We start from the raw sequence: 24,724 nt of genomic DNA, 5'->3' as shown, positions 1-24,724 counted from the left end.
CCTTTTTTACCTCACACTAATTTTTAACCTTAAAACACATATGAAATGAAAAAAGCACTACGATTAGGAGGTTTCCTCCTGGTCTTCGTACTTGCTCTATTTACATTTTCAGCATGTAGCGAAGATGACGAGCAAGCTATTGGAGACACCAATCCCACAGAAGAATTAGACAATATTGTTGAAACAGCCCAAGGAAATGACGCCCTAAGTTCCTTGGTTGCCGCATTGACCACCGCAGACCTTAATGATGACTCCGATTTAATCGGTACCCTTAGCGGTACAGGTCCATTTACTGTATTTGCACCTACAAATGAAGCTTTCGCGGCCTTACTCGGAAGTCTTGATGGTTTTGACTCTTTGGATGATTTCGATACAGAGGAAGAGCGAGCCCTGTTGGCAACTATTTTGAAATATCACGTAGTAGCTGGTGTTGCCGCCGCCTCAACCGATTTAAGTAATGGGCAAACCATAGAAACGGTACAGGGAGAAGATGTGACCGTTACTTTAGTAGACGATAATGTCTTCATTGGCGACGCTACAGATACCGATGCTGAAGTATTAATTCCTGATGTAAACGCTTCAAACGGAATAGTCCATGTAATCAACAAAGTATTGCTACCGCAGGAAGTAATCGACGCCTTGAATCCCCCTGTCACCGAAACCTTAGTTGACATTGTGGTAGGTACAGAAGCGCTTTCCTTATTGGAGGGTGCAGTTATCAAAGCTGGGCTGGTGGATACTTTAAATGGAGATGGGCCTTTTACTGTTTTCGCCCCAACCGATGACGCTTTCGTTGCGCTACTCGATATTTTGGGTGATAACTATTCGTCCTTGGATGACTTTGATACGGAGGAAGAAATTGATTTACTTCGTAACATTCTACTTTATCACGTAATTCCAGCACAAGTACTTGAAGCAGACTTAGCTGCTGGGGATGTTCCTACTGCATTTACCGGAAACTCCATTTCAGTAATTGCGTCTGGTGATACGTTTGTAATTGGTGACGCTTCCGATGTGGACGCCAATATTACCGATACTGATATTTTAGCATCCAATGGGGTGGCCCACACTATCGACAAAGTGTTGTTACCTCAAGCAGCGCTAGACTTTGTAGCTACACTTCAGCTAAAAACAATTGTAGAAATTGCCATAGAAACAGATGATTTAAGCCTCTTGGTTGATGCACTCCAAGCTGCCAACGCAGGATTGGTTGAAGCATTGAGTGGAGAGGGTCCATTTACCGTATTCGCACCAACAAATCACGCGTTTGTTGACCTGTTGGATATTTTGGGAGATGATTATCACAGCCTTTCGGATTTTGACACCCAAGAAGAAATTGACTTGCTTATAGATATTCTCACGTACCATGTGGTACCTGATATTGCTGCATTCTCTGGGGACTTAACAGACGGACAGCAAATCCAGACCTTGTTTGGAGATAAACTGGGTATAAATCTCAAAAACAACACAGTACATGTTGTGGATGCCACAAACGATAATGCCACAGTGGTATTGCCTGATGTTGAAGCCAGTAATGGTGTTATTCATGTAATCGATAAGGTGTTGTTACCACAGGTAGCTCTGGATTTTGTGGCTTCCCTTCAAATGAAAAACATTGTTGAAATTGCCATTGAAACTGACGATTTAAGTGTCTTGGTAGATGCTTTGATAGCTGCAAATGCTGGTTTGGTAGAAACGCTTAGTGGTGATGGACCGTTTACAGTTTTTGCACCTACAAATCAGGCTTTCATTGATTTATTGGATGCGCTAGGAGATGATTTCAATAGTCTTTCGGATTTCGATACCGATGCCGAGGTCGACTTACTAGTGACCATTCTCAAATATCATGTGGTAGCAGGTACAGCTGCATTTTCCACTGACTTATCTAATGGCCAACAAATTCCAACCTTCCAAGGGGAAAACGTGGGTATCAATATTAAAAACCACACCATACATATTGAAGATGCCACGGATGACAACGCCACTGTGGTACTTCCTGATGTAGAGGCAAGCAATGGTGTAGTACATGTGATTAACAAAGTGTTATTGCCACAAGAAGCTTTGGATGCTTTGACTCCACCTACACCCAATATTGTACAATTGGCACAGTCTGTAGATGACTTAAGTTTGTTGGTGGATGCCTTGATACAGGCGGATGCCGGTTTGGTTGATGTATTGAGCGGAGATGGACCTTTCACAGTATTTGCTCCAACCAATCAGGCTTTTGCTGATTTATTATATGCCTTAGGAGATGATTTCAACAGCTTGGAAGACTTTGATACGCCCGAAGAAAAAGAACTTTTGGCAAAAGTACTTACTTATCACGTGGTGTCTGGAGCTGCCGTAGCATCTGGGGATATCAGTAACCATCAAAGATTTGATACTGTTCAAGGAGAGGCTTTATTTGCCATTTTCAAACATAGAAGAGGAAAAGACGAACTCTTTATTCGAGACAAAACACATGTTGATGCCAAAGTCATTGGTGCCGATAATATGGCAAGTAATGGTATCGTCCATGTAATTGATAAAGTACTCTTACCACAAGAAGTACTGGATGCTTTGCATTAAAAATTAAATAAAATACCTGTTTTTGTAGGTATTTTATTGTTAACTAACTCCCTTTATTTCGATGAAGGGAGTTCTTTTATCCGGACAAAAAAACCGTTCGTCGATGAGACATCAAAAGGATGATTTTTACCATACAAAACCCCTTCGTTTACAACTATTAATTTTTTAACCGGTTGTTCTGCCTCATCTTTGAAGTCCCAAATCTTTCCAAACTATACCTATCAATGCAAAAACGCCTCTCTTTCGGGAGGCGTTTTTTCTTTTAATGTCTTTTAATTTAGTCTTGACGTTCGGCTTCAATAACGTCAATTACCTCATAACCATCTTCCACGGCCTGGTATACCGCTTCGTTCAGTTCATAGGCTTCAATCCCATCAAAATTGATTTCTTCTGCATCTTCCGGCAATTCGGAAAGAACAGCACCAACGGGTGGAGCTGTAATTTCATAGGAATCATCATCCACTTTTTGGTAGAAAACACCATCCGCATAATTATAATTCACACCCCTCACATTTATGACCACGGCCGTAGTTGGCAAAGCCCGAAGTCTAAATCCCCTTGGCGGGAATGTTCGAAAGTATACGCCACGTTGTCTGACATAAAACATGCCACCTACGGGGTAATAGCTTACCCTTCTATATCGGATAGCTCTGGTATTGGCCGGTAAACGTCTTAAGGTTCTGCGGTAGATTCTACGATTTTGTCTTCGTATTCTTCGTTTTGCGGGTCTATTTACTCTGGTAGTTCGTACCACAGTTCTATTCACCGCAACTTGCGCTTCGGCGGTTTCAACGGGTCCAAGAAAAGCCACAAGTAGGCAGAAAAATATTAGGTTCAGGAATTTCATAGTAACGTTTTTAAAGTTTTTGGTTTGACTTTGATTTCCATCAAAGGTTTAATCCTCTAACTTAAAAACGTAGAAAATACCAGCTTTGTATATTGGATTTATCTCCTACCTCCGGTTTTCTTCTGGGCTTCAGCTTGTTCCATCATCTCACGCATCTTTCGCTGGAACTTATTTTCCTTTTTAGGTTTCTTTTTATTCTCCTGGATTTGCGCATGGATCTTGTCCTCATCCAAAATGTAGTTCTTAATCGCCAACATAATAAAGATGGTAATCAAGTTGGAAACGAAGTAATACAAACTCAAACCACTGGCATAGTTGTTAAAGAAAAACAACATCATTAACGGAGACAAATACATGATGAACTTCATATTGGGCATTCCAGGTTGTTGTTGCATTTGCATGGTCTGCCCCGTAGTCAGTGTCATATAGAAGAATATGGCAATGGAAGCCAATATTGGAAACAAGCTTACGTGGTCTCCATAAAATGGAATGGAAAATGGAAGATTAAAAATAGTATCGTATGAAGATAAATCTTCCGCCCATAGAAAGGATTTTTGTCTCAGTTCAAAAGAAGTAGGGAAAAACATAAACAGCGCATAGAATATGGGTAGCTGCAGCAATGCTGGGATACATCCACTCATAGGGCTTACCCCTGCCTTATTGTACAGCTTCATAGTCTCCTGCTGTTTTTTCATGGCATTGTCCTTATGCTTTTCGTTGATTTCAGTAATCTCCGGTTTTAACACCTTCATTTTCGCTTGGGACAGATACGATTTGTAGGTTACCGGAGACAAGGCCAATCGAACGACAATCGTCATAATAATAATCGCTATGCCGTAAGGTAAAAACGAACTCAGGAAGCCATAGAATGGAGTAAATACGTATCGATTTATCCAACCAAAGATTCCCCAACCAAAGGGAATGGAATCCACAAGGCCCAACTCTTTGTAGTCATCCAATATTTTCACATCGGTTGGTCCATAGTACCAATACATATTTTGGGACAATTCCCCTCCTTTTAATTCCAATGAGGTCTTTGTATTGTAATGCTTGGTAAAAAGTGTTTCCTTACTTTCTTCTTCCACCAAGTTTTCGGAACTCAGGTCCGCAGACTGGAAATGGTCGTCCGTTGCCAAAATAGAGCTGAAAAAATGCTGCCTGTAGGACAACCATTTCACATCTACTTCGGTCTCTTCATCCAATTCACTGCTTTCAGATAATTTACTGACCTTTCCTCCATCATGGTTATAGGTCAATCGAGTATATCTGTTTTCGTATTGGACACTTTTATTGTGTCGGATACCCTTTACATCCCATTCTAAAGTTATGGGACGGCTGCCGTTCAAAATACCATTCAATCCTTGGGAACGTACGGTAAAATCCACCAAATAATCGTTTGGTTTCATTTCATATCGATACTCCAAAAATTGGTTTTCAGACACCTTTGCCTTCATAGAAAGCACTTGGGTGTCGCCATTCTTGGAAAGACTGGGTTCAAAAAATAGATCAGAAGTGCTTAAAGTTCTGTTATCGTTGGTAACAAAATTCAAGGCAAAATTGGAATTACCATCCTTCACCAAAAAAACGGGAATAGAATCGTAGGTAACAAAATCCTTCATTTTTGCCTCTACGATCTGCCCCCCTTGATTTGCAATTTCCAAAGTCAGCAGCTCATTTTCAAGTCTGGTAGTAGCTTCAGAAACCTGGGTAAATCCAAACGCACCCACTTGGTTTTTGTATGAGGCAACAGCAGTAGAGTCACTAGCATCGACTATTTTTTGGGGTTCCTGTGGTTTGGAAGTAATGATTTCCTCTGCTTTTTTGGCCTCAGCCTCTACTTTTTCCTGCTCCGCCTTTTGGGCCTCCAATTCCTCTGGTGTAGGTTGGTTCTGATAAAACATAAAAATCAGAATCCCAAAAATCAACACAAACCCTATAATGGAATTGATATCCAGCTTCTTTTCCTCCATGAAAGTCTTTTAGTAAATGTCTTTAACTTGGCAATAACGGTGGCAAATATATGTCCAAAACCGCAGTTTATGCCAAACTGGCATTAGTTTGTTGCTTTTGCATCAAAACAGCCTTAACAAATCCTACAAATAAGGGATGGGGGTCTGCCACGGTACTTTTGTATTCAGGATGGTACTGAACCCCAATGAACCAAGGATGTGAGGGAATCTCCACTACCTCAACCAAGCCCGTTTTTGGATTGAATCCGGAGGCCAACAAACCAGCTTCTTTCATTCGCGATAGGTAATCATCATTGAATTCAAAACGGTGTCGATGTCTCTCCGCTATATCTTTTTCACCATAGACCTGATGCACCAAAGTATCCTCCAACAATTCACAATCCCAAGAACCTAACCTCATGGTACCTCCCATATTGGTGATTGACTTCTGTTCTTCCATCAAGTTGATTACAGGATAAGGTGTGCTTTCATCCATTTCGGTGGAGTTGGCATTTTCAAGTCCGAGCACGTTTCTTGCGAATTCAATAACTGCCATCTGCATTCCCAAGCAAATTCCTAGGAAGGGAATATCATTTTCCCGGGCGTACTGTACGGCTAGTATTTTACCTTCAATACCTCGTTCCCCAAAACCGGGGGCTACCAGAATACCATCCAAGCCCATGAGCTTTTTATCCACATCATTTTCAGAAATGTGCTCAGAATGGATAGAGCGCACCTCTACCTTTACCTCATTGGCAGCTCCGGCATGGATAAAGGATTCTAAAATGGATTTGTAGGAGTCTTGTAATTCCACATATTTTCCAACCAAACCTATAGTAACCTTAGTGGTGGGGTTTTTATGTCGACTTAAGAATTGTTCCCAGAGACCCAAATCAGGCGATTTATCATCGGGTAAATTCAATTTTTCCAATGCCACTTTGTCCAAGCCTTCTTCTTGCATCAACAATGGAACGTCGTAAATAGTCGATGCGTCAATGGATTGTATAACCGCCTCTTTTCTCACATTACAGAATAAGGCCAATTTTCTCTTGATATCGTCAGAAATATGATGCTCCGTTCTGCACACTAAAATGTCTGCTTTTATTCCACTCTCCATGAGTGTTTTGACGGAGTGCTGAGTGGGTTTGGTCTTTAATTCCCCCGCTGCTGACAAGAAAGGAACCAATGTCAAATGCACAACAATCCCATTGCCTTCACCCAATTCCCAAAGCAATTGCCGTACGGATTCAATATAGGGTAAGGATTCAATATCACCGACGGTACCCCCGATTTCAGTTATAACAATGTCGTAATCACCGCTATTGCCCAAAATTTGGATGCGCTCCTTAATTTCGTTGGTAATATGGGGTACTACTTGAACGGTTTTTCCCAAAAATTCTCCCTTGCGCTCTTTTTCAATTACACTTTGGTAAATCCGGCCTGTGGTTACATTATTGGCTTGCGAGGTACGTACATTCAAAAAACGCTCATAGTGACCTAAATCCAAATCCGTCTCAGCTCCGTCATCGGTTACATAGCACTCACCATGCTCGTATGGATTTAGAGTTCCGGGATCAACGTTTATGTAGGGGTCAAGTTTCTGTATGGTGGTACGATAACCTCTAGCTTGAAGCAATTTTGCTAGAGAAGCGGCGATAATTCCCTTACCTAAAGATGAAGTAACACCTCCCGTAACGAAAATGTATTTTGTCTGCGACATAATGGGATTTCTATTACGGGAGGTAAAGGTACAAATTGAAGAACAAACTGGAGTTAATTGTAAGGAAAATTATTGGCAGCGACCTCATTTATATGGGCAATAGAAAATTAATTTGAGTTAACCTTTTAGAAACTTAGATATAATCTTGCTTGGAGCATATAATTGTACCTTTCTCTCGACAATTATTGTTTGGAAAATCAGAAAATTTGAACACCAATTATGAAAAAGATTTTTTTTGCCCAACCCCTTTTCGTCCTCCTTATTAGTTTACTTGTTCTTTCTTGCAGCAACAACGATGATGAGATAGACTCCTTGATTGGCAACAATGAAGAGCAAATTGTAAATGAGGAAAACTCCACTGACGATGATTCGAATTCGGATAGCGAGGATGACTCGGATGATGGAGAAGATTCAGATGATGATTCTACGGATGATAACACCAGTGATGATACCGACGGGGATAACAATAGCGATGATTCATCAGATGACGATTCCGGAGATGATAACAACGACAATGACTCTAACGGAGGGGACGATACAAATAACGATGATACCAACAATGATGATGGTGATACAAATAATGACGATTCATCCAATGCTATGCTTCTTGGGGATTGGAGATTGGCAAGCGCAGGGATTGATGATGGACGAGCCTCAACCTTATTTAACGGGGTTGTAATTTCTTTCCCTTTCTCTTCTACTTCACAGGATGAGAATGTGGATGTTACTTTTCGGGAAAATCCAAATGTTATTGAAGGGATGGGAGAATATACCAATGTCATCTCTTTTACCATTTTAAGTCAAACCATTACGGAGGAAACCCCTTTTGAAAGCCCACTTACAGATGGTAACTGGGAAATGGTGAATGATGAATTGGTTTTAAGTGATAGCTCCTCAGCGACGAGCAACTTCACAATCAGAGAGCTTACCGCAGATACGCTCATTTTAGAAACGGATTTTGAGCAAACCGTACCTACTGATGATTTTGAATTGGATGTAACCGGAGTTTTGGTAATTGAATTGAGTCGGAATTAATGGCTTAAGACAAAGGATATTCTTTTTGAAGTTTTCGAATTAGTGGTTCTAAACCGTTTTCTTTGATAGTCAGCATTACCTCTAAGTACTCTCCGAGTTTACCTTTTGGAAATCCCTGGTGCTTGAACCAAACTAAATATGGAAGTGGTAAATCCACTAGGAAAGAATCCTTAAACTTTCCATAGGGCATCTTGTAATGCGCTAGTTTTAATAGTTCCTCCCTATCTGATTGCATTTTCATTTCAAGGTCTAAAATACTACCTTTCCTACTAGAATCATTCCCTAATGAAACGACGTAATTTTATTTCCGCAGCAACAGCTGCATCGGCGGCAGTACTTTCCACTCCTGTTTTGGCTCAAAAAACAGCTGGATTCAAAGAATTCAAACTTAAAAATAACATCAACCATAGCGTTTGTCAATGGTGTTTTAACCATCTCCCCCTTGAAGATTTTCTGAAGGTATTGAATCAGCTTGGAGTTAGCGCCATAGATCTAATTGGTCCTAAGGACTGGCCGCTTTTAAAGCAATATGATATTCACTGTTCCATGTGCAATGGAGCGGAAATCAGTCTCACCGAAGGATGGAATGATCCCAAATATCATGATACCCTAATAAAAAACTACAGTAATATCATTCCTAAGGTAGCCGAGGCTGGTTATACCAATCTCATTTGTTTCAGTGGCAATCGCAGAGGAATAAACGATTACGTAGGAATTCAAAATTGTGTGGATGGACTATCCCAAATACTGCCTTTGGCAGAAAAGCATGGAGTTGTCATTCAAATGGAGCTTTTTAACCAAATCAACCACCCCGATTATATGTGTGATAGCACGCTTTGGGGCGTAGAACTGTGCAAACGATTGGGTAGCGACAACTTTAAGTTACTTTATGATATTTACCATATGCAAATACAGGAAGGGGATATTATTAGAACCATCCAAGAATACCACCCTTATTTTGGACATTATCACACCGCCGGGGTACCTGGGAGAAATGAAATAGATGAAACTCAAGAACTATACTATCCTGCCATTATGAAAGCTATTTTGGACACTGGTTTCAAAGGTTACGTGGCACAAGAATTCATAGTAACCTGGGATGATAAAATTGCAGCCCTGAAAGATGCCTTTACCCGTTGTGATGTCTAACCCCTTGCCTATAAACTGAAGGAGTCCTTTTGAAATACTTCTTAAACGTTCGTGTGTAATGACTTTGGTCTGAGAAACCACAGGTATACGCTATCTGAGTCAGCGAAAGCCTGGAATCTACCAATAATGGAAGGGATTTCTTTATTTTATGCATTCTAATATATTCTCCAAGGGAAATATCTCGGTATTTCGGAAAGCTCCGGGAAAGATGCACCGGATGAATTCCGAGTTTTGCGGAAAGACTGTCCAAGGAAAGGATATCCTCATCCTCGTGAATAATATCCTCGAGAGTTTTTATCCATTGCGGTTCAAAGGTGTTAGCTCGTGATTTCTCCTCCCATAACCCATCACAAAGTTCAAGTACCAAGGCCTCTAAGGATATGGATGAGAACGCATCATCAACCTTAAATTCGTGATATATTTTAGCAAAAACATGATATAGGTAAGGGCCCTTTATCAACTTACTTCCTTCCCAAAGATTCTTATTCAGTTGATTTTCTGAGAACCAATTTTTATCCAATTCTATGTGAAAGCCCTTGGCATGAGAAGACTCTTTAGTGTTTTTGTGGGATTCCTGCCAATTTAAAAAAAGGAAACTTCCTTGGGGGCAAAGTCTGGTTCCCTTTGCATTCATGTCCTTTAAATTTCCTCCAAGTACAAACATGAAATAAGGGTTTTCATGGTAATGCCAGTCAGTTTCGGGTAGGTTATAGTTGTATTCGGAAAGTGCAAAACCCTTGGTTTTTAGTTCAGACTTCTTTAAACCATAATATGAACCACTCTTTTGAATCTTCATATAATTAAGAGTCCGCTTTTTGGGAATCGTTACAGATATTGAATATTTATTGCTTTAGGGCCTCAGCTATTTTTTTGTTCCACTCCAACTGTTTTTCTCGATTTCGAGAGAAATTGGTTTCCCAATCATACAGTTCTTGATACTTTTTGAGCTCCTCCAAGGTCTTCTTATAAATTTCCCTAATCTCGGCTTTTACATTATCCGAAAATGAAGTCCTAGCCAGTTTTTCGCGCATTTTTCGAGCGAACAACTCAGTAATATCAAAATGCAGTTGCTCATGACTTAAAACTAGGTCATCGCAAACTTCTGGTTTGTACCAGGATTCATTCGGATAGAAGAACGCACTTACTTCAAAATCCAAATGCACCTCGTGATGAATCAAATTTGCAGAATATTTATAACTAATTCCACTGGCCGTAGTCGCCGCAGGGTCAGCGGCAGGAGGTATTTTTCCTTTAAAATCAGCCCAAGTCAGTTTTCGGTCAGCGTCCCAAAGATAGCTTTCCTCAATCTCCTGACCTCGGCTTGAGGTAACCAAAAAAAGAAAACATAGTATGGAAACTATTTTACCCAATGGAACTCAATTACCTTCTCGATATCTGGGTGTAAACTGTAATGAACAGGACAGGTATTGGCCGTATGGGTCAAGATTTTTCTATTTTTTTCAGAAACTGCTTCTGGAAGTTCCAATTTCACTTCTATTTTGGCAATTCTCCTTGGATTTGCCGCCATATGTTTGGTAATCTCGGCGGTAGAACCTTCCAAATCTACCTCCAAATCACGAGCTTTGATACCCATCATGGTCATCATACAGCTGGCTAGCCCGGTAGCTACAGTATCCGTTGGAGAAAAAGCTTCTCCCTTTCCATTGTTATCTACTGGCGCATCAGTAATAAATTCATTTCCTGAACGAAGATGCAAACAGGTGGTACGCAGACCACCGTTATAAGTCACTTTTGAGGTCATCCAATTGCACTTGTTTGATTTGTAAACTATCATATTCCATAATATAGCCCGCATGATTATGATATCCTGAGGACCAATCCTTATAATAATCGAAACTATTCCCTGAATACTCTGTGACACCCACAATTCTTGAGGTTTCGAAAAGATTGTTCTTATGGGCCAATTTTAAAAGCACGTCAAAGGTAAGATCAAAGCCTCGAGTAGCATATCTATCCGGTTTTACTCCCCTGAAACGAGATTTGTAGGCCCTGACAAAAGAATCATTCTTGCTTTCCCGATAAAAAGATGGGTAAGAAAACTTGAGATTGGATAAGTGGGTCTTGGACACCGCATCATCCTCAAAGGCATTATTAAAGCTTGTAGTGAACATTCTGACTTTAATTTCCTCGGTATTCGCAGAGTTAAGAATGGAACTTACGCTGGAAACCATATTGGCCTGATTGGTTTCCAAAAACACCCAATTTTCCTTAGTTTCTGAAAGTTGTATGAGAAACTCATCCAAATGAAGGGACTTGTTATCGATAACCTTGGCAATTTGGGCTGCTGGAAATTTGGAAAGAATGGTATCATGTGCTGCGTTATGTAGGGAATCAGCAACAATGATTACATTCTGGTCTTCATATATTTTATCCAAATAGGCCAACATCTTGGTTCGTAAAACATCCTCTTTAGGAACCGAGTAAAAAACATTGTTATGCCCTAAACTGCTTTTTGATGCCGTCGGAGAAATCACGGGAATATTCTGTGAAGCAGCCTGAACGGCAACTTCATCCAAAGCAGATGCCGAAATTGGACCAATAATGGCACTTGTTCCATATAGACTTTCCCTAAAAAGGATCTCCTTGACCTTCGTCTGATTGAGTTGAGTATCAAATGTCTTGACATCCACAGAAACGCCGAGTTGTTTTACCGAATCCAAAGCCACCATGGCTCCTGAATAAAACCCAAGACTTAACGCTAAATCCCGTCGGGTTTTGATTTGACTTTCCGTCTTCTTTCTGTCATTCAAGTTAATGCGGTCCAGTCGAAAAGGTAACATGAACACCACCTTAAGTCGGTTTTCAATATTTACGCTGTCCTGCAAGTTTACCTTGTCTAGAATAAGGGCATTTTTCACTTCCAAACCATCCGATTTATCCTTGGGAAGTTTAAGTACCATCCCGGCTTTCAAGCCGTTTTCTAGGGCCGGATTCAAACTGAACAATTCTTCTCTGGAAATATTTAGGTTTTGGGTTAGTCGAAATATGTTTTGTTTGGGCTTGACCTCATAAAAAATGAAGTTTTCTGTGTTCACTTCACCAGAGGTATCTTTCTTTTTAGGGAGACGGAGGACCATGCCTTCCTTTAATCCCCCTTGCTGAACAACTTCTGGATTAAGTTTAAGAATGGAATCCGAAGGAATGCCATATTCCTTCCCCAAACTATATAAGGTTTGTTTTGAGGGAACCGTATACGAAGTATAAAGGTCTATTTCCTGATCTTTTAAACTATCTCCTTTAGGTCTCGGGAGTTTGAGTTCTTGTCCGATAGCTAGATAATCACTGTTCGTTCCAAGCTCCGGATTCAATACCACCAAACTATCTACCGAAATCCCGTATTTGTGTGCTATGCTCCATCGGGTTTCTTTGGGTTGCACAGTGTACACCTCAAAATCCAATTCCTTCTCTTCATTAGGGTCCACTTCAGGAAATTTAGGTATTTGTAACACCATTCCTTTTTTGAGCGGTTCGGAATACAACTGTCTATTGTAGCGCTTCAGTTGTTCTTCTGTAATATTATATCGCTCCGTTAGTCCATATAGGGTTTCCTTTTTTCTTACTCGATGCCTTGAAAAACTTATCGGTTGCACCTCCTGCTCTTCTACTTCTTCCTTTTTTTCTTCTTGCTTAATTACCGAGCCGTCCAAAGGGATAATCAAAATAGTATTGGGTTTTATATCCTCTGCGGTCTTGATTTCCTTATTGGATTGAATTATGGTAAATGGAGTAACGCGATATTGTCGGGAAATGCTTTGCAGGGTTTCCCCTTCCTTTACCGTATGGGTTGCAAACTTTTGTGCGGATACTTGGGTAAAGGCCATACCAAAGAAGGCCAAAAAGACGATAATAATTTTTTTCATTCCCATTCTATTGTTGCTGGCGGCTTTGAACTTATGTCATACACTACTCTATTAACGCCTTTAACCCTGTTTATTATATCATTGGACACTTTTTGTAGGAATTCATAAGGTAGATTTACCCAATCAGCCGTCATGCCATCCGTACTTTCCACTGCACGTAAAGCTACACATTTTTCATACGTTCGTTCATCTCCCATAACTCCTACACTATTTACGGGCAAAAGCATGGCTCCGGCCTGCCATACCTTGTCATATAGGTCCCATTTCTTCAATCCTTCAACAAAAATGGCATCCACATCTTGTAATATGGACACTTTTTCGGCAGTAATGTCACCCAAAATCCGGATACCCAATCCAGGACCTGGAAAAGGATGTCTTCCTAAAATTCCAGCAGGCATACCCATACTGGCACCTACACGTCTCACCTCATCCTTAAAAAGTAATTTTAACGGTTCCACTACCTTTAGTTTCATATAATCTGGAAGTCCTCCAACATTATGGTGACTTTTGATAGTTGCTGATGGTCCTCCACTTGCCGAAACAGACTCAATCCTATCGGGATAAATGGTCCCTTGAGCCAACCACTTCGCATTTTCAACCTGATGTGCCTCATCATCAAAAACTTCGATAAAGACACGACCAATTATCTTTCTCTTTTTTTCAGGTTCTGACTCCCCAGCCAAAGCTTCCAAAAAGCGTGCCGAAGCATCTACCCCCTTGACATTCAGTCCCATACCCTTGTATTGCTCCAACACAGTTTCAAATTCATTCTTACGAAGTAAACCGTTATTAACAAAGATACAGTGCAGTCTATCTCCTATGGCTTTATGCAATAAAATAGAAGCAACACTGGAATCTACTCCACCTGAAAGTCCCAAAATGACCTTATCATCGCCTATTTCCTCCTGCAGTTCCCGTACTGTGGTTTCCACGAAAGCATCTGGAGTCCAATCCTGTTCCAATCCAGCAATATTGACCAAGAAGTTTTCAAGAAGCCTTGTTCCTTCCTTGGTGTGATACACTTCAGGGTGAAATTGAATTCCATATGTGTTTTCATCCTTGATTCGGTACACGGCATTTTCGACATCATCTGTACTGGCCAACAGAACAGCATTTTCAGGTAATTGTTTAATGGTATCACTATGACTCATCCAAACCTGACTTCCTTCCGAAATATGCTCCAAAAAGGCATCATTCCCTTTTATCGTTGTCAAGTTGGCTCTACCGTATTCCCTAGTAGCCGAAGGAGCCACATTGCCACCATTAAAATGGGCCAAGTATTGTGCCCCGTAACAAATACCCAACAAAGGCTTTTTACCTTTTATATTTGACAAATCCGGATGTGGAGGTTCTTCGGAACGTACCGAATGGGGTGAACCGGAAAGAATTACCGCCTTGAACTGCGATAAATCTTCAGGAATCTTATTGTAAGGCTTTATTTCCGAGTAAATGTTGAGCTCCCTAACACGTCTGGCAATCAACTGCGTATACTGGGAACCAAAATCGAGGATAAGTACGTTGTTTTGCATGGGCAAAAATAGCAATTTGGCCCAGTCCAAAAAGTATCCGTAAAAGATATTTATCCAGTGTGTTGTTAACTAAGTTGAAGGGCAAAAAAGTCACTTGACAGAATTAAGTGTTCTCTTACCTATAAAACACATAATATAACATGCTGTCCCTTTTTTCTTAGCATTTTTCGTTATTTCTTTGTCCCAAAACTAACCTGACTATGATAAAAGGATTCATCTTTGATTTAGATGGTGTAATTACCGATACTGCTGAACAACATTATGTTGCCTGGAAAAAACTTTCCGATGAAAATGGGTGGGAGTTTGACCGCGAGGTAAACGATAAATTAAGAGGAATTTCTAGAATGGATTCCATCCAAGTTATTTTGGACCACAACAATCTTACTTTGGATGAACGGACCATAACGGAATTGGCCACCCAAAAAAATGAGAAATACGTGGAAAGTCTGGACGACGTAACTCCTGATGATTTTTTACCTGGCACCAAAGAATTACTCACCCATCTGAGAACCGAGGGATTTCATGTGGCTCTGGGAAGCGCTAGTAAAAATGCGTCCAAGGTACTTCAACAACTTAATGCCTTGGGGTATTTTGATATCATTGGCGATGGAAACAGCGTATCAGAAAGCAAACCCAATCCAGCTATTTTCCTATACGGTGCAGAAAAATTGGGTCTCCAACCGGAAGAATGTATCGTTTTTGAAGATGCTGAGAGTGGTGTGGATGCTGCCAAGGCGGGTGGCTTTCATAGTGTAGGGATTGGTCCAACCGAACGGGTGGGACATGCAGATTTAAGATTTGACTCTATGGCAGATGCTACTTTGTTTGAAATTAAATCCCACTTCAAGGATTTGTTTTAATCAAGCCCGAAGCATTTCGCGATAATCGGTAGGTGTTTTCCCAACTATCTTTTTGAATTGCTTATTAAAATGAGCTATGCTCGAAAACCCTGAATCATAGGCAATTTGATAAACTGGGGTATTGCTCTGACCCACTTGATTACAGATATGTGAAATTCGGAGTTCAGTGATGTATTCAATCACTGTTTTTCCCAAGGTTCTTTTAAAGAAACGACAAAATGAAGCTTCATTCATTGCAATTAGGTTTGCCAAGGTAGCGATGGTAATAGGTTCCCTATAATGCTCGTGAATGTAATTGCAAACTTTCATGATTCGTTCTTCTTGATGTTTGTGAAAACCAACCTTATAGCCTACCCGACTCAACATCTCTTTATGGTGTGATATGCTAAAGGCGTGAAGCAAATCCATCAAACTGAGCAACTTTTTGAATCCGCTTTCACATTCAACACCGTATAGCAAGTCCAACAATTTGCTTTCATACTGGGTATTAAACTTAATCCCCTTGTTGGCGGTTTGAAGCAAATCCTGAACCTTGCCAAATTCGGGAAGCCCTCCTAAAGCGTCGAAAATTTCCTGGTCAAATTGTATTACGTAAACCTCAATCTGTTTGGAAGAACTATTGAACTCCTCATCCGTAATCCAAGAATGCGGGATATTGGAGCCCACAAGTACCAAATCCCCATCTTCAAAACTTTCGATACTCTCCCCTATAATACGTTTCCCACGACCCTGCTTTACGTAGCAAATTTCCACTTCCGGATGATAGTGCCAATGAAAGCCAAAAGAATTAACCTTAACCCAAAAATCAGCAAAGGACTTGTTCTGTGATTTTGAAGAAAGTTTCTGAAAGTCTGCTTTCATACAATGCTATTTTAACACTTATTCGAATATATTATGTCCAATATTGCAAAAATAGAGTTATATACTGCAAATATCGAAAAAGTAAACTCCTTTTTTTGTAAATAGTTTTGAAAAATCGCTTTTGAATTATGAAATTGAAATACTTTCTTCTTTCCGTAGTTGTCCTTTCTGGATGTGGCCAGAAGGAAGAGATATTACGATATAGTACCTGGCAATCCTCTCCCACTGAGGAAAGAATTCTTAGACAGACACTGACCAACTTTGACCAAGCCCATCCTGAAGTAGAATATGCCTTTCAACCTATTCCTGGTAACTATCCAGAAAAAATACAATTGATGTTGGGTACAGGTAAAGCACCTGACTTGTTCTGGCTAAAAGGTGATACTGCTCCTGCTTATATGAGCTTTGATGTTTTGGAACCTTTGGACACCTATGTTGATGGCGACAGCGAATTTGCCCTTAATGACATTTTCCCGGTCTTTAAAGAAGCATTCCAGCACAAGGGGAAATACTATGGTTTTGCCAAGGATTTCAATGCCTACGTACTTTTCTATAATAAAAAACTATTTGCGGAGGCGGGGCTTTCAGACCCTCCCAAAGATTGGAAAGAGTTGTACGAATACTGCAAAATACTTACCAAAGACACCGACTCGGATGGCAAAAAAGACCAATTTGGCTTCGTAACTGAACCCTCCATTGATATGGTCTTGCCTTTTGCCTTTCAAAATGGCGGTGAGCTGATTTCGGATACCGGAAAGATTGGCGTTGGCGAACCTGAGTTTATTGAGGCGCTTCAATTCTTCATGAGCTTATACACCGACGGAGTTGCTACGATTCCGGCTGATCAGGGTGCTGGTTGGATTGGTGATGTTTTCGCGAGGGAACAATGCGCCATGGCTATTTCTGGAGCTTGGCTAATTCCGTATTTGCAAGACAATGCCCCTAAGGTGGAATACGGGGTCGTTGAACTCCCAGTGGGTAAACAAAAAGCCACTTTGGCCTTTACCAACGCATTTGTCATTCCCAAACAAAGTCAACATAAGGACGATGCATGGACCATGATGTCCTATTTGGCAGGTAAAAAAGGAATGGAAATTTGGACAAAATCGGGTTTGGCTTTACCCACGCGAAAGAGCGTAGCTGAAAAGAACGGGTTTTACCAGGACAGCATATTCAAAGTTTTTATGAACAGTGTTGAATATGCCAAATTGTATAAAGTAAACCTAAAAGAGCGGTGGTATGACGAGAGTCAGGCGGCTATGCAAGGCATTTTTTACAAGAAGAAAGACATTAAAACCAGCATGGAGCAGCTGGCTGAAACTCTTGAAAGATATAAAATTGAGTAAGCCATGAAATTTAAAAGCAGAAAAAAAGAGCAGTTGTTTTGGGGCTACTTATTTTTAGCCTTTCCGCTATTCTTGTTGTCCATTTTTGTCTTTTTCCCTATCGGCTTTGCTTTCGTTGTCAGCTTTTACGATTGGAACTTGTTGATTCCGGATAAGCCATTTGTAGGATTAGGCAATTATTTTGAGTTATTCAAAGACCCTGTTTTCATTAAAGCAATCAAAAACACCATCATTTATACATTAGGTGTTGTTCCGGTGCAAACCTTGCTTTCGCTTTTCTTGGCCTTCATTATGAATCAGAAAATTAAGGGAAGAGCATTTTTCAGAACCGCTTTCTATATTCCGGCTATAACCTCATCTGTAGTAACCTCTATCATTTTTGTATGGATATACTCCAAACCCGGATTGTTGAATTTTGGTTTGAACAGCGTAGGGATAGATTCCAATATCGATTGGTTGACTAATCCCAACACCGTGCTCCCATCCATTATGATGTTGAACATTTGGACTACCTCTGGGTATTTTATGGTATCCTTTTTAGCAGGTCTCCAGAATATTCCATCCAGTCTCTATGAGGCTGCGAAAATCGACGGAGCCAATCAGTGGCAGCAATTTTGGAAGATTACCGTACCCATGGTTCGTCCTGTTACCTATTTCGTCGTAATCATAAGCCTTATCGGATGTTTTCAAGTATTTGACCAAATATTTATTATGAGTAGTGGCGGACCGGATAATGCGTCAACCACCATGTCTTATTTTGTTTACCAAAATTCATTCAAATACTTCCGGTTTGGATTTGGAGCAGCCTCTGCAGTGATTTTGGCCTTGTTAATTTTTGCCACCACCTTGATTCAGAAAAAGTATTTCCCACCTGAAGCCTATTGAAATGAAAAATCTAAAACTTCAGAAAATCGGATTTTTAATCATATTGGCCGTGGCCACCTTGATTTACATTGGTCCTTTTTTGTTCTCCATCTCCATAAGCTTCAATGCAGATAAGAATGTCTTCGAATGGCCCATAAAACTGCTGCCAGAAACATTCACTTTGGACAATTATAAGAATGTTTGGAACGAATTACCCTTTGGAAAGTGGTTGTTCAACAGTGTTTTGGTCACCACAATCCAGACGATTACCAACGTCTTCTTTTCAGCACTGGCAGGATTTGCATTTGCAAGATTGGAATTCAAAGGCCGTAAACTAATTTTTGGACTGCTTTTAAGCAGCTTAATGATTCCAGGGATTATTCTTTTGGTGCCCAAATTCATCATATTGAATGAATTTCGATTAATCAACAGCTATGCTGGACTCATCATACCTGGTTTGGTTGGGGTGACCAACATTTTTCTGATGAAACAATTTTTTGAAACCATCCCCAAGGATTTGGAGCAGGCCGCCCTTATAGACGGTTGTTCTTACTTTAGAATTTTTTGGCAGGTTTTTTTGCCCATATCAAAACCAGCATTGGCTGCAGTGGCGATTTACACCTTCCAAGGTTCTTGGAACGAATTCCTTTGGCCTGTAATTGTCACCTATACCGAAAACATGTACACACTGCCATTGGGTATGGCCAGCTTACGAACCGAATTAATGACCGATTGGCCCTTGCTAATGGCGGGAACCATTCTGATCTCATTACCAACTCTAGCTATTTTCATCATTTTCCAACGCTATTTCGTCCAAGGAGTGGCAAGCTCAGGATTAAAAGGATAATTAAAAAACTATCAGATGGCAACAATTGACATAGAACAACTAGAAAAAACGTATCCAGGTGCCGAGACGGCAACCATCAAAGGAGCCAATCTGAGCATTCAGGACAAGGAGTTTATTGTACTAGTAGGCCCTTCGGGTTGTGGGAAATCCACATTACTCCGTATGATTGCCGGTCTGGAGGAAATCACGGATGGTTCTTTGCTAATTGACGGGGAACGTATGAATGAATTATCTCCCAAAGACCGAGATATCGCTATGGTTTTCCAAAATTATGCACTCTATCCCCATATGACCGTTTTTGACAATATGGCCTTTGGACTGAAACTTCGGAAGACTCCCAAGGAAGAAATCAAGAAAAAAGTGGAACATGCAGCCAAAATTTTGGATATCAGTCATTTGTTGGAACGAAGGCCGAAAGATATGTCAGGAGGACAACGGCAGCGTGTGGCTATTGGAAGATCTATAGTTAGAGATCCCAAAGTATTTCTGTTTGATGAGCCTTTGTCCAATTTGGATGCAAAACTGCGGGTTCAAATGCGAGCAGAAATCAAAAAACTACACCGCACTTTGGATGCTACTATTGTCTACGTGACCCACGATCAAATTGAAGCGATGACCATGGGCGACCGAATCGTGGTACTTAAAGATGGAATTGTTCAACAATTTGATTCCCCGATGAATCTGTTCAATAACCCACAAAACAAATTTGTTGCTGGTTTTATTGGTAGCCCCTCCATGAATTTTTTACCTGGAATCATTTCCCATGACAAGGAAGTCAACTTTATATCCGAAGACTTAAAATTTGCAGTGCCCAAGGACTTGAGACCAAGTTTGAAGCCTTTTGATGGTAAAGAAGTGATTTTCGGTTTTAGACCAGAATATATTTATGATAAAGCGGTAGAAAAGACAAAAAGACTGTCCGAGGATATGGAAATAATCATTGATTCCTTAGAACCCATCGGCAGTGAAACTTTCGTATATTTCCATTACAAAGGCAATCCCAAGTATACTTTCTGTTTTAGGAGCGATTCCAGACATCAGTATGCTATAGGGGAAAGCGTGACAATTGGGGTCGACATAGACCGACTTAGATTTTTTGATGGAAAAACCGAAAACCGAATAATGTGAAAAAGCTAATTACGATTTTAATGATGACCCTCATGACAGGAATTCATGCCCAAAATGATGGATGGACCATTTCTTCTGGAAAAGTTGAAAAATATACAGGTATTGTTACCGCAAACGGGAGGATTGGAATTCTTCCCGAGGACAAACCTTTTCAAACCAAATCCATTATCCTAAATAACGTCTATGACAAAGAATCCCCTTTGGGAGTAAGCAGAATATTGCTTGGAATGAATTTTGCCCAATTGGAGCTTGAAATCGATGGGGAATTGGTTGATGAATCCAATGTATCCGATTGGAACCAAACCTTGGATATGAAAACCGCTGGGTTCACTACGAGCTTCACTTTTAAGAACAAGGCGCAAGTATCCTACACCATTTACGCATTAAGAAATATTCAATATTCTGGCTATATCGATGTTCAAATTCAGCCTTTGACCAATATTGAGGTAAAAGCAACGGGAATAATAGAAACTCCAGATGAATACCACAGTCCCAACAGTACATTTAGAGTATTGGCGGATTTGGAGACCACCATGCCTATTTTACAGACGGTTGCGGAAAGTAGATTGGGGCGACACATTGTAGGGACTTCAGCTACCTTTATTTGGCATGCCATAAATTCTACCAGAGAACATCAGCGTCCAGAACTGAAGCATGAAATGGTAACTCCCTACGACAACAGACTTTCTTTTGAAAAGTCTTTGAAAAAGGGAGAGAATTTCGAATTCGCTTGGACAGGCGCCGAATGTTCCACACAAGATTTTGAAGACCCTCAGTCGGAGTCTGAACGATTTGTAATCTTCAATCTTTTGACTCCCAGAGCTGACCTTCTAAATCAGCATAAAAAATTATGGGAGGACCTTTGGGAAGGAGATATTGTTATCGAAGGGAATTTACAGGACCAACTAGACGTTAGATTGGCGCTATACCATTTATACGCATTTTCCAGAGGAGATTCTGATTTAAGTATTGCACCTATGGGCCTTTCTTCCCAGAATTATAACGGACATATTTTCTGGGATACGGAACTATGGATGTTTCCTCCGCTCTTAATGTTAAATCAAGATATTGCCCGCTCTTTGGTGAATTATCGTTCCGATAGATTGGGCAAAGCCAAGGAAAAAGCCATCAATTTTGGGTATAAAGGGGCTATGTTCCCTTGGGAAAGTGATGATACCGGCGAAGAATCCACTCCAGCCTGGGCACTTACCGGTACCTTTGAGCACCATATTACGGCAGATGTAGCAATAGCTTTTTGGAACTATTATTTGGTTACTCAAGATATGGGTTGGTTAAAAGAGCGTGGATATCCCATGATGAAAGAGGTCGCCGATTATTGGGTAAGTCGCTCTGTCAAAAACGAAGACGGCAGTTATAGTATAAAAAACGTTGTGGGAGCCAACGAGTTTGCGCCTAACGTGGATGACAATGCATTTACAAACGGTTCGGCCATTACCGCATTGCAATATGCAACTGAAGCCGCAAAAACAGTCGGACTAGCTGCTGACCCAGCATGGAATGAAGTTGCATCAAAAATCAGAATACTGAAATTCCCTGATGGAACTACAAAAGAACATGCCACTTACGATGGGGAACGCATTAAACAAGCTGACGTCAATTTATTGACCTATCCGCTGGATGTTGTGAATGATGAAGAAACTGTTCTAAAGGATTTGAAATATTACGAACCTAAATTGGCAGAAGAAGGACCCGCTATGGGGCAATCTGTCTTCGCAGTGATTTATGCCCGATTAGGGAACGCCAAAGAAGCATACAGACTCTTCCGAAGAAGCTACGAGCCTAATAAACGTCCACCTTTTGGGGCATTGGCTGAGGCCGCAACCAGTGACAACCCCTATTTCGCTACAGGAGCTGGAGGTATGCTTCAAGTTGTCCTAGCCGGATTTGGCGGATTGGAAATCACCAATGAAGGTATTGTTCAAGAAAATCCGATACTACCGAAAGAGTGGAAATCCCTTACCATAAAGGGCGTAGGACCGGAACGGAAAACATACACGGTAAAATAATAAAAAAGAGCCCTGAAAATTCGGGGCTCTTTTTGTAATCAATTCTTTTTCAAAAGGTTGTATTTAAATTCCTAATTTTAAGGTAAATCAACCACTATGAAAAACCTTTCACTATTCTTGCTTTTTCTGATTCTTGGCACTTCATTCTTGAATGCTCAAGAAAATCAGAAATTGGATAGCCTTGTTCGTTTACTGGAAAAAGAGGAAGGGAAATCAAAGGCCGACCTTTTAAATGAAATTATTCAAATTGAGCTGTATAGTCGCCCAGTAGCCGTCAAAACCCGTATCAACGAACTTATTGAACTTTCTAAAACCGAAGGGTACAGGAAAGGGGAAGCACAAGGTTATTATAGAAAAGGGGGGTATTTTCTAAACCAAGGTGCATTAGATTCTGCAGAACACTATCACAACAAATCCCTACAGATAAATACGGAAATTAAAAATACCATTGGTATTTTAAACAATAATGTAGCTATTGCGATAATATTTATGGAGCAAAGCAGATTTGATATGGCACATAAATATCTCAACCAAAATGTGTTATTGTACAATCAACGTGATACATTAAAAGAAAATGGTGACTTCAAATTTATTGGCTCAACCTTTCATACCATAAGTCATGTTTATTCGGAGCAGGGCATGTACAACTTATCTCTAGAAAACGAACTGAAGGCTTTAAAACTCTATAAACTCGTAAACGATGAACTTTATATAGCAGATGCCCTTAACTCCTTGGGAGACGTTGAGACTGAGTTGAACAATTATCAACAAGCACTTGAGTATTTTGAAGAAGCCTATCAAATCTATGAAAAGCAAGGTGATATCTATTTTCAAATCATTGCACTAAATAATATTGGTAACTCCCATTATAATATGAAAGACTACCAAAAAGCTATTGATATATTCAAAAAGGGTATTGAGATATCTAAAAAAAACAAATTCAAAATAAATGAAGCAAGATTTTGGGTCAACCTAGGCAATTGCCATGAAAAAATGAACAATATTCCTCTGGCCATCAATTGTCAGAAGAAATCAATAGAAATGCATAAAGAACTAAATCATCTTAACGATAAGCTAAATGCCTATGTGAATATTGGCAATTTATATCGGAAGGACGGAGATTATAAAAAATCAACAAACTTTCTAAATAAAGTAATAAGCGATGCAGAGCCCAATGGTTTAATAAAAGTGGCGGCACTTGCTTATGACTTCAGGTCAAAGCTCCATAATGATCAAGGTCAATTTGATTTAGCATTAAACGATTACAAAATGCTAGTCAAATTGAAAGACAGTATGTTCAACAAAACGAAGTCTCAACAAATAGAGGAGCTTCGTACCATTTACGATACTGAAAAAAAAGAACAGCAAATTGCATTGCAAGAAAAAGAAATCACCGTTTTGGAACAACAAGCTGAAATCAGTACCCTTCAAAAAATATTGTTGGGTGGAGGTTTGGTTTTATCCCTTATTGGATTTTATGGCATCCGTCAAAAATTAAAACGCAACAAGCTTGAAAAAGAAAAGGTTGATGCCGAACTGGCGTTTAAAAAGAAAGAACTGACCACCCACGCCTTGCACTTGGCCAAAAAAAATGAGGTTTTGGAAGGGCTCAAACAACAAGCACAAGAGCTCAAAGAGAATGAAACATCCAAAAAGGGATATCAGCAGCTTATCCGTACCATCAATTTTGATTTACAGGATGATAACAACTGGGAAAACTTTTCCCGCTATTTTGAAGAAGTACATAAAGACTTCAATCGTAACGTCAAAACAAAATACCCTCAGGTGACTTCCAATGAGCTTCGGTTAATGGCTTTATTGAAGATGAATTTATCTTCTAAAGAGATTGCCAATATCCTCAATATTTCACAGGAAGGCATCAAAAAGGCCCGTTATCGCCTTCGTAAAAAGTTGGATATTGCCACTGAAGATTCTTTACAGGATTTGGTATTGAGTCTTTAATATAGTGTCACTTCCAGTGATTTTTCTGTCGCTTTGAGCATAGTCGAAAAGAAGAAAAATCATATCGAGAAGTCTTTAATTGCATATTTTTTTATGTGTTCTCGATACATCCGCTGTCAGCGGACACTCGAACTGACGTTTTTCTTACCAA

20 protein-coding genes are annotated in these 24,724 nt (G+C 40.1%); 10 read left to right on the top strand and 10 right to left on the bottom strand.

All coding sequences use genetic code 11. The features are described 5' to 3' along the window. Positions 1 to 45 precede the first annotated feature (45 nt). Positions 46 to 2,568 carry a fasciclin domain-containing protein gene (locus ACSLUF_RS05790; protein WP_435625166.1) on the top strand — a complete coding sequence of 841 codons (2,523 nt, stop codon included), beginning with the start codon at positions 46 to 48 and terminating at the stop codon, positions 2,566 to 2,568. A gap of 277 nt (positions 2,569 to 2,845) precedes the next feature. On the opposite strand, the gene ACSLUF_RS05785 is transcribed toward ACSLUF_RS05790, so the two are convergent. From ACSLUF_RS05785 to ACSLUF_RS05775, 3 genes are all read right to left on the bottom strand, one after another. Continuing rightward, positions 2,846 to 3,415, bottom strand: a complete 570-nt coding sequence (locus ACSLUF_RS05785; RefSeq protein WP_435625165.1) for a DUF6515 family protein — start codon at positions 3,413 to 3,415, stop codon at positions 2,846 to 2,848. Positions 3,416 to 3,513: 98 nt separating this feature from the next. Next, entirely contained in the window at positions 3,514 to 5,385 is a 1,872-nt protein-coding gene (yidC, locus tag ACSLUF_RS05780) for a membrane protein insertase YidC (RefSeq protein ID WP_435625164.1), read from the bottom strand. A 67-nt stretch (positions 5,386 to 5,452) separates the two neighbouring features. Next, entirely contained in the window at positions 5,453 to 7,084 is a 1,632-nt protein-coding gene (locus ACSLUF_RS05775; RefSeq protein ID WP_435625163.1) for a CTP synthase, read from the bottom strand. Between the two features lie 219 nt (positions 7,085 to 7,303). On the opposite strand from ACSLUF_RS05775, the gene ACSLUF_RS05770 reads away from it, so the two are divergent. Next, complete coding sequence (locus ACSLUF_RS05770) at positions 7,304 to 8,119, top strand: hypothetical protein (RefSeq protein WP_435625162.1); 816 nt, start codon at positions 7,304 to 7,306, stop codon at positions 8,117 to 8,119. A 4-nt stretch (positions 8,120 to 8,123) separates the two neighbouring features. Here the strand turns inward: ACSLUF_RS05770 and ACSLUF_RS05765 are convergent, their stop codons facing one another. Continuing rightward, entirely contained in the window at positions 8,124 to 8,309 is a 186-nt protein-coding gene (locus ACSLUF_RS05765) for a DUF3820 family protein (RefSeq protein ID WP_435625811.1), read from the bottom strand. Between the two features lie 95 nt (positions 8,310 to 8,404). Here ACSLUF_RS05765 and ACSLUF_RS05760 point away from each other — a divergent pair, with 95 nt between their 5' ends. After that, positions 8,405 to 9,268 (top strand): hydroxypyruvate isomerase family protein, encoded by an 864-nt coding sequence (locus ACSLUF_RS05760; protein WP_435625161.1) that lies wholly within the window; start codon positions 8,405 to 8,407, stop codon positions 9,266 to 9,268. Here the strand turns inward: ACSLUF_RS05760 and ACSLUF_RS05755 are convergent. The 5 genes from ACSLUF_RS05755 to guaA are packed head-to-tail and all read right to left on the bottom strand — an operon-like array spanning position 9,249 to position 14,678. Beyond that, positions 9,249 to 10,064 (bottom strand): helix-turn-helix transcriptional regulator, encoded by an 816-nt coding sequence (locus ACSLUF_RS05755; protein WP_435625160.1) that lies wholly within the window; start codon positions 10,062 to 10,064, stop codon positions 9,249 to 9,251. The genes ACSLUF_RS05760 and ACSLUF_RS05755 overlap by 20 nt on opposite strands. Positions 10,065 to 10,110: 46 nt before the next feature. Next, entirely contained in the window at positions 10,111 to 10,638 is a 528-nt protein-coding gene (locus tag ACSLUF_RS05750) for a DUF922 domain-containing protein (protein WP_435625159.1), read from the bottom strand. Beyond that, on the bottom strand, positions 10,626 to 11,030 hold the full coding sequence (locus ACSLUF_RS05745; RefSeq protein ID WP_435625158.1) for an OsmC family protein: 405 nt from the start codon (positions 11,028 to 11,030) through the stop codon (positions 10,626 to 10,628). The genes ACSLUF_RS05750 and ACSLUF_RS05745 overlap by 13 nt, the downstream gene beginning before the upstream one ends. Then, positions 11,008 to 13,149 (bottom strand): PBP1 and LysM peptidoglycan-binding domain-containing protein, encoded by a 2,142-nt coding sequence (locus ACSLUF_RS05740; protein WP_435625157.1) that lies wholly within the window; start codon positions 13,147 to 13,149, stop codon positions 11,008 to 11,010. The genes ACSLUF_RS05745 and ACSLUF_RS05740 overlap by 23 nt, the downstream gene beginning before the upstream one ends. Beyond that, entirely contained in the window at positions 13,146 to 14,678 is a 1,533-nt protein-coding gene (guaA, locus tag ACSLUF_RS05735) for a glutamine-hydrolyzing GMP synthase (protein ID WP_435625156.1), read from the bottom strand. The genes ACSLUF_RS05740 and guaA overlap by 4 nt, the downstream gene beginning before the upstream one ends. A 200-nt stretch (positions 14,679 to 14,878) precedes the next feature. Between guaA and pgmB the strand changes: the two genes are divergently transcribed. Beyond that, positions 14,879 to 15,538, top strand: coding sequence for a beta-phosphoglucomutase (gene pgmB, locus ACSLUF_RS05730; protein ID WP_435625155.1), 660 nt, complete (start codon positions 14,879 to 14,881; stop codon positions 15,536 to 15,538). On the opposite strand, the gene ACSLUF_RS05725 is transcribed toward pgmB, so the two are convergent. Next, a complete protein-coding gene (locus ACSLUF_RS05725; RefSeq protein WP_435625154.1) occupies positions 15,539 to 16,399 on the bottom strand; it encodes a helix-turn-helix domain-containing protein in 861 nt (286 codons plus the stop codon). Between the two features lie 128 nt (positions 16,400 to 16,527). On the opposite strand from ACSLUF_RS05725, the gene ACSLUF_RS05720 reads away from it, so the two are divergent. The 6 genes from ACSLUF_RS05720 (at position 16,528) to ACSLUF_RS05695 (ending at position 24,573) form a co-directional block, all read left to right on the top strand. Beyond that, positions 16,528 to 17,745 carry an ABC transporter substrate-binding protein gene (locus tag ACSLUF_RS05720; protein WP_435625153.1) on the top strand — a complete coding sequence of 406 codons (1,218 nt, stop codon included), beginning with the start codon at positions 16,528 to 16,530 and terminating at the stop codon, positions 17,743 to 17,745. Between the two features lie 3 nt (positions 17,746 to 17,748). After that, positions 17,749 to 18,630: a carbohydrate ABC transporter permease gene (locus ACSLUF_RS05715; RefSeq protein ID WP_435625152.1), complete on the top strand. Its 882-nt coding sequence runs from the start codon at positions 17,749 to 17,751 to the stop codon at positions 18,628 to 18,630. 1 nt (position 18,631) lies between these two features. Continuing rightward, entirely contained in the window at positions 18,632 to 19,456 is an 825-nt protein-coding gene (locus ACSLUF_RS05710) for a carbohydrate ABC transporter permease (protein ID WP_435625151.1), read from the top strand. A gap of 15 nt (positions 19,457 to 19,471) precedes the next feature. Further along, positions 19,472 to 20,584 (top strand): ABC transporter ATP-binding protein, encoded by a 1,113-nt coding sequence (locus ACSLUF_RS05705; RefSeq protein ID WP_435625150.1) that lies wholly within the window; start codon positions 19,472 to 19,474, stop codon positions 20,582 to 20,584. Continuing rightward, positions 20,581 to 22,611 carry a glycosyl hydrolase family 95 catalytic domain-containing protein gene (locus ACSLUF_RS05700; RefSeq protein ID WP_435625149.1) on the top strand — a complete coding sequence of 677 codons (2,031 nt, stop codon included), beginning with the start codon at positions 20,581 to 20,583 and terminating at the stop codon, positions 22,609 to 22,611. The genes ACSLUF_RS05705 and ACSLUF_RS05700 overlap by 4 nt, the downstream gene beginning before the upstream one ends. A gap of 96 nt (positions 22,612 to 22,707) precedes the next feature. After that, positions 22,708 to 24,573, top strand: coding sequence for a tetratricopeptide repeat protein (locus ACSLUF_RS05695; RefSeq protein WP_435625148.1), 1,866 nt, complete (start codon positions 22,708 to 22,710; stop codon positions 24,571 to 24,573). The last annotated feature ends 151 nt before the right edge of the window (positions 24,574 to 24,724 follow it).

The sequence above is a fragment of the Flagellimonas sp. genome, assembly GCF_965601775.1.
Lineage (GTDB): Bacteria > Bacteroidota > Bacteroidia > Flavobacteriales > Flavobacteriaceae > Flagellimonas.
This window is presented reverse-complemented; position numbering and strand designations above follow the sequence as displayed.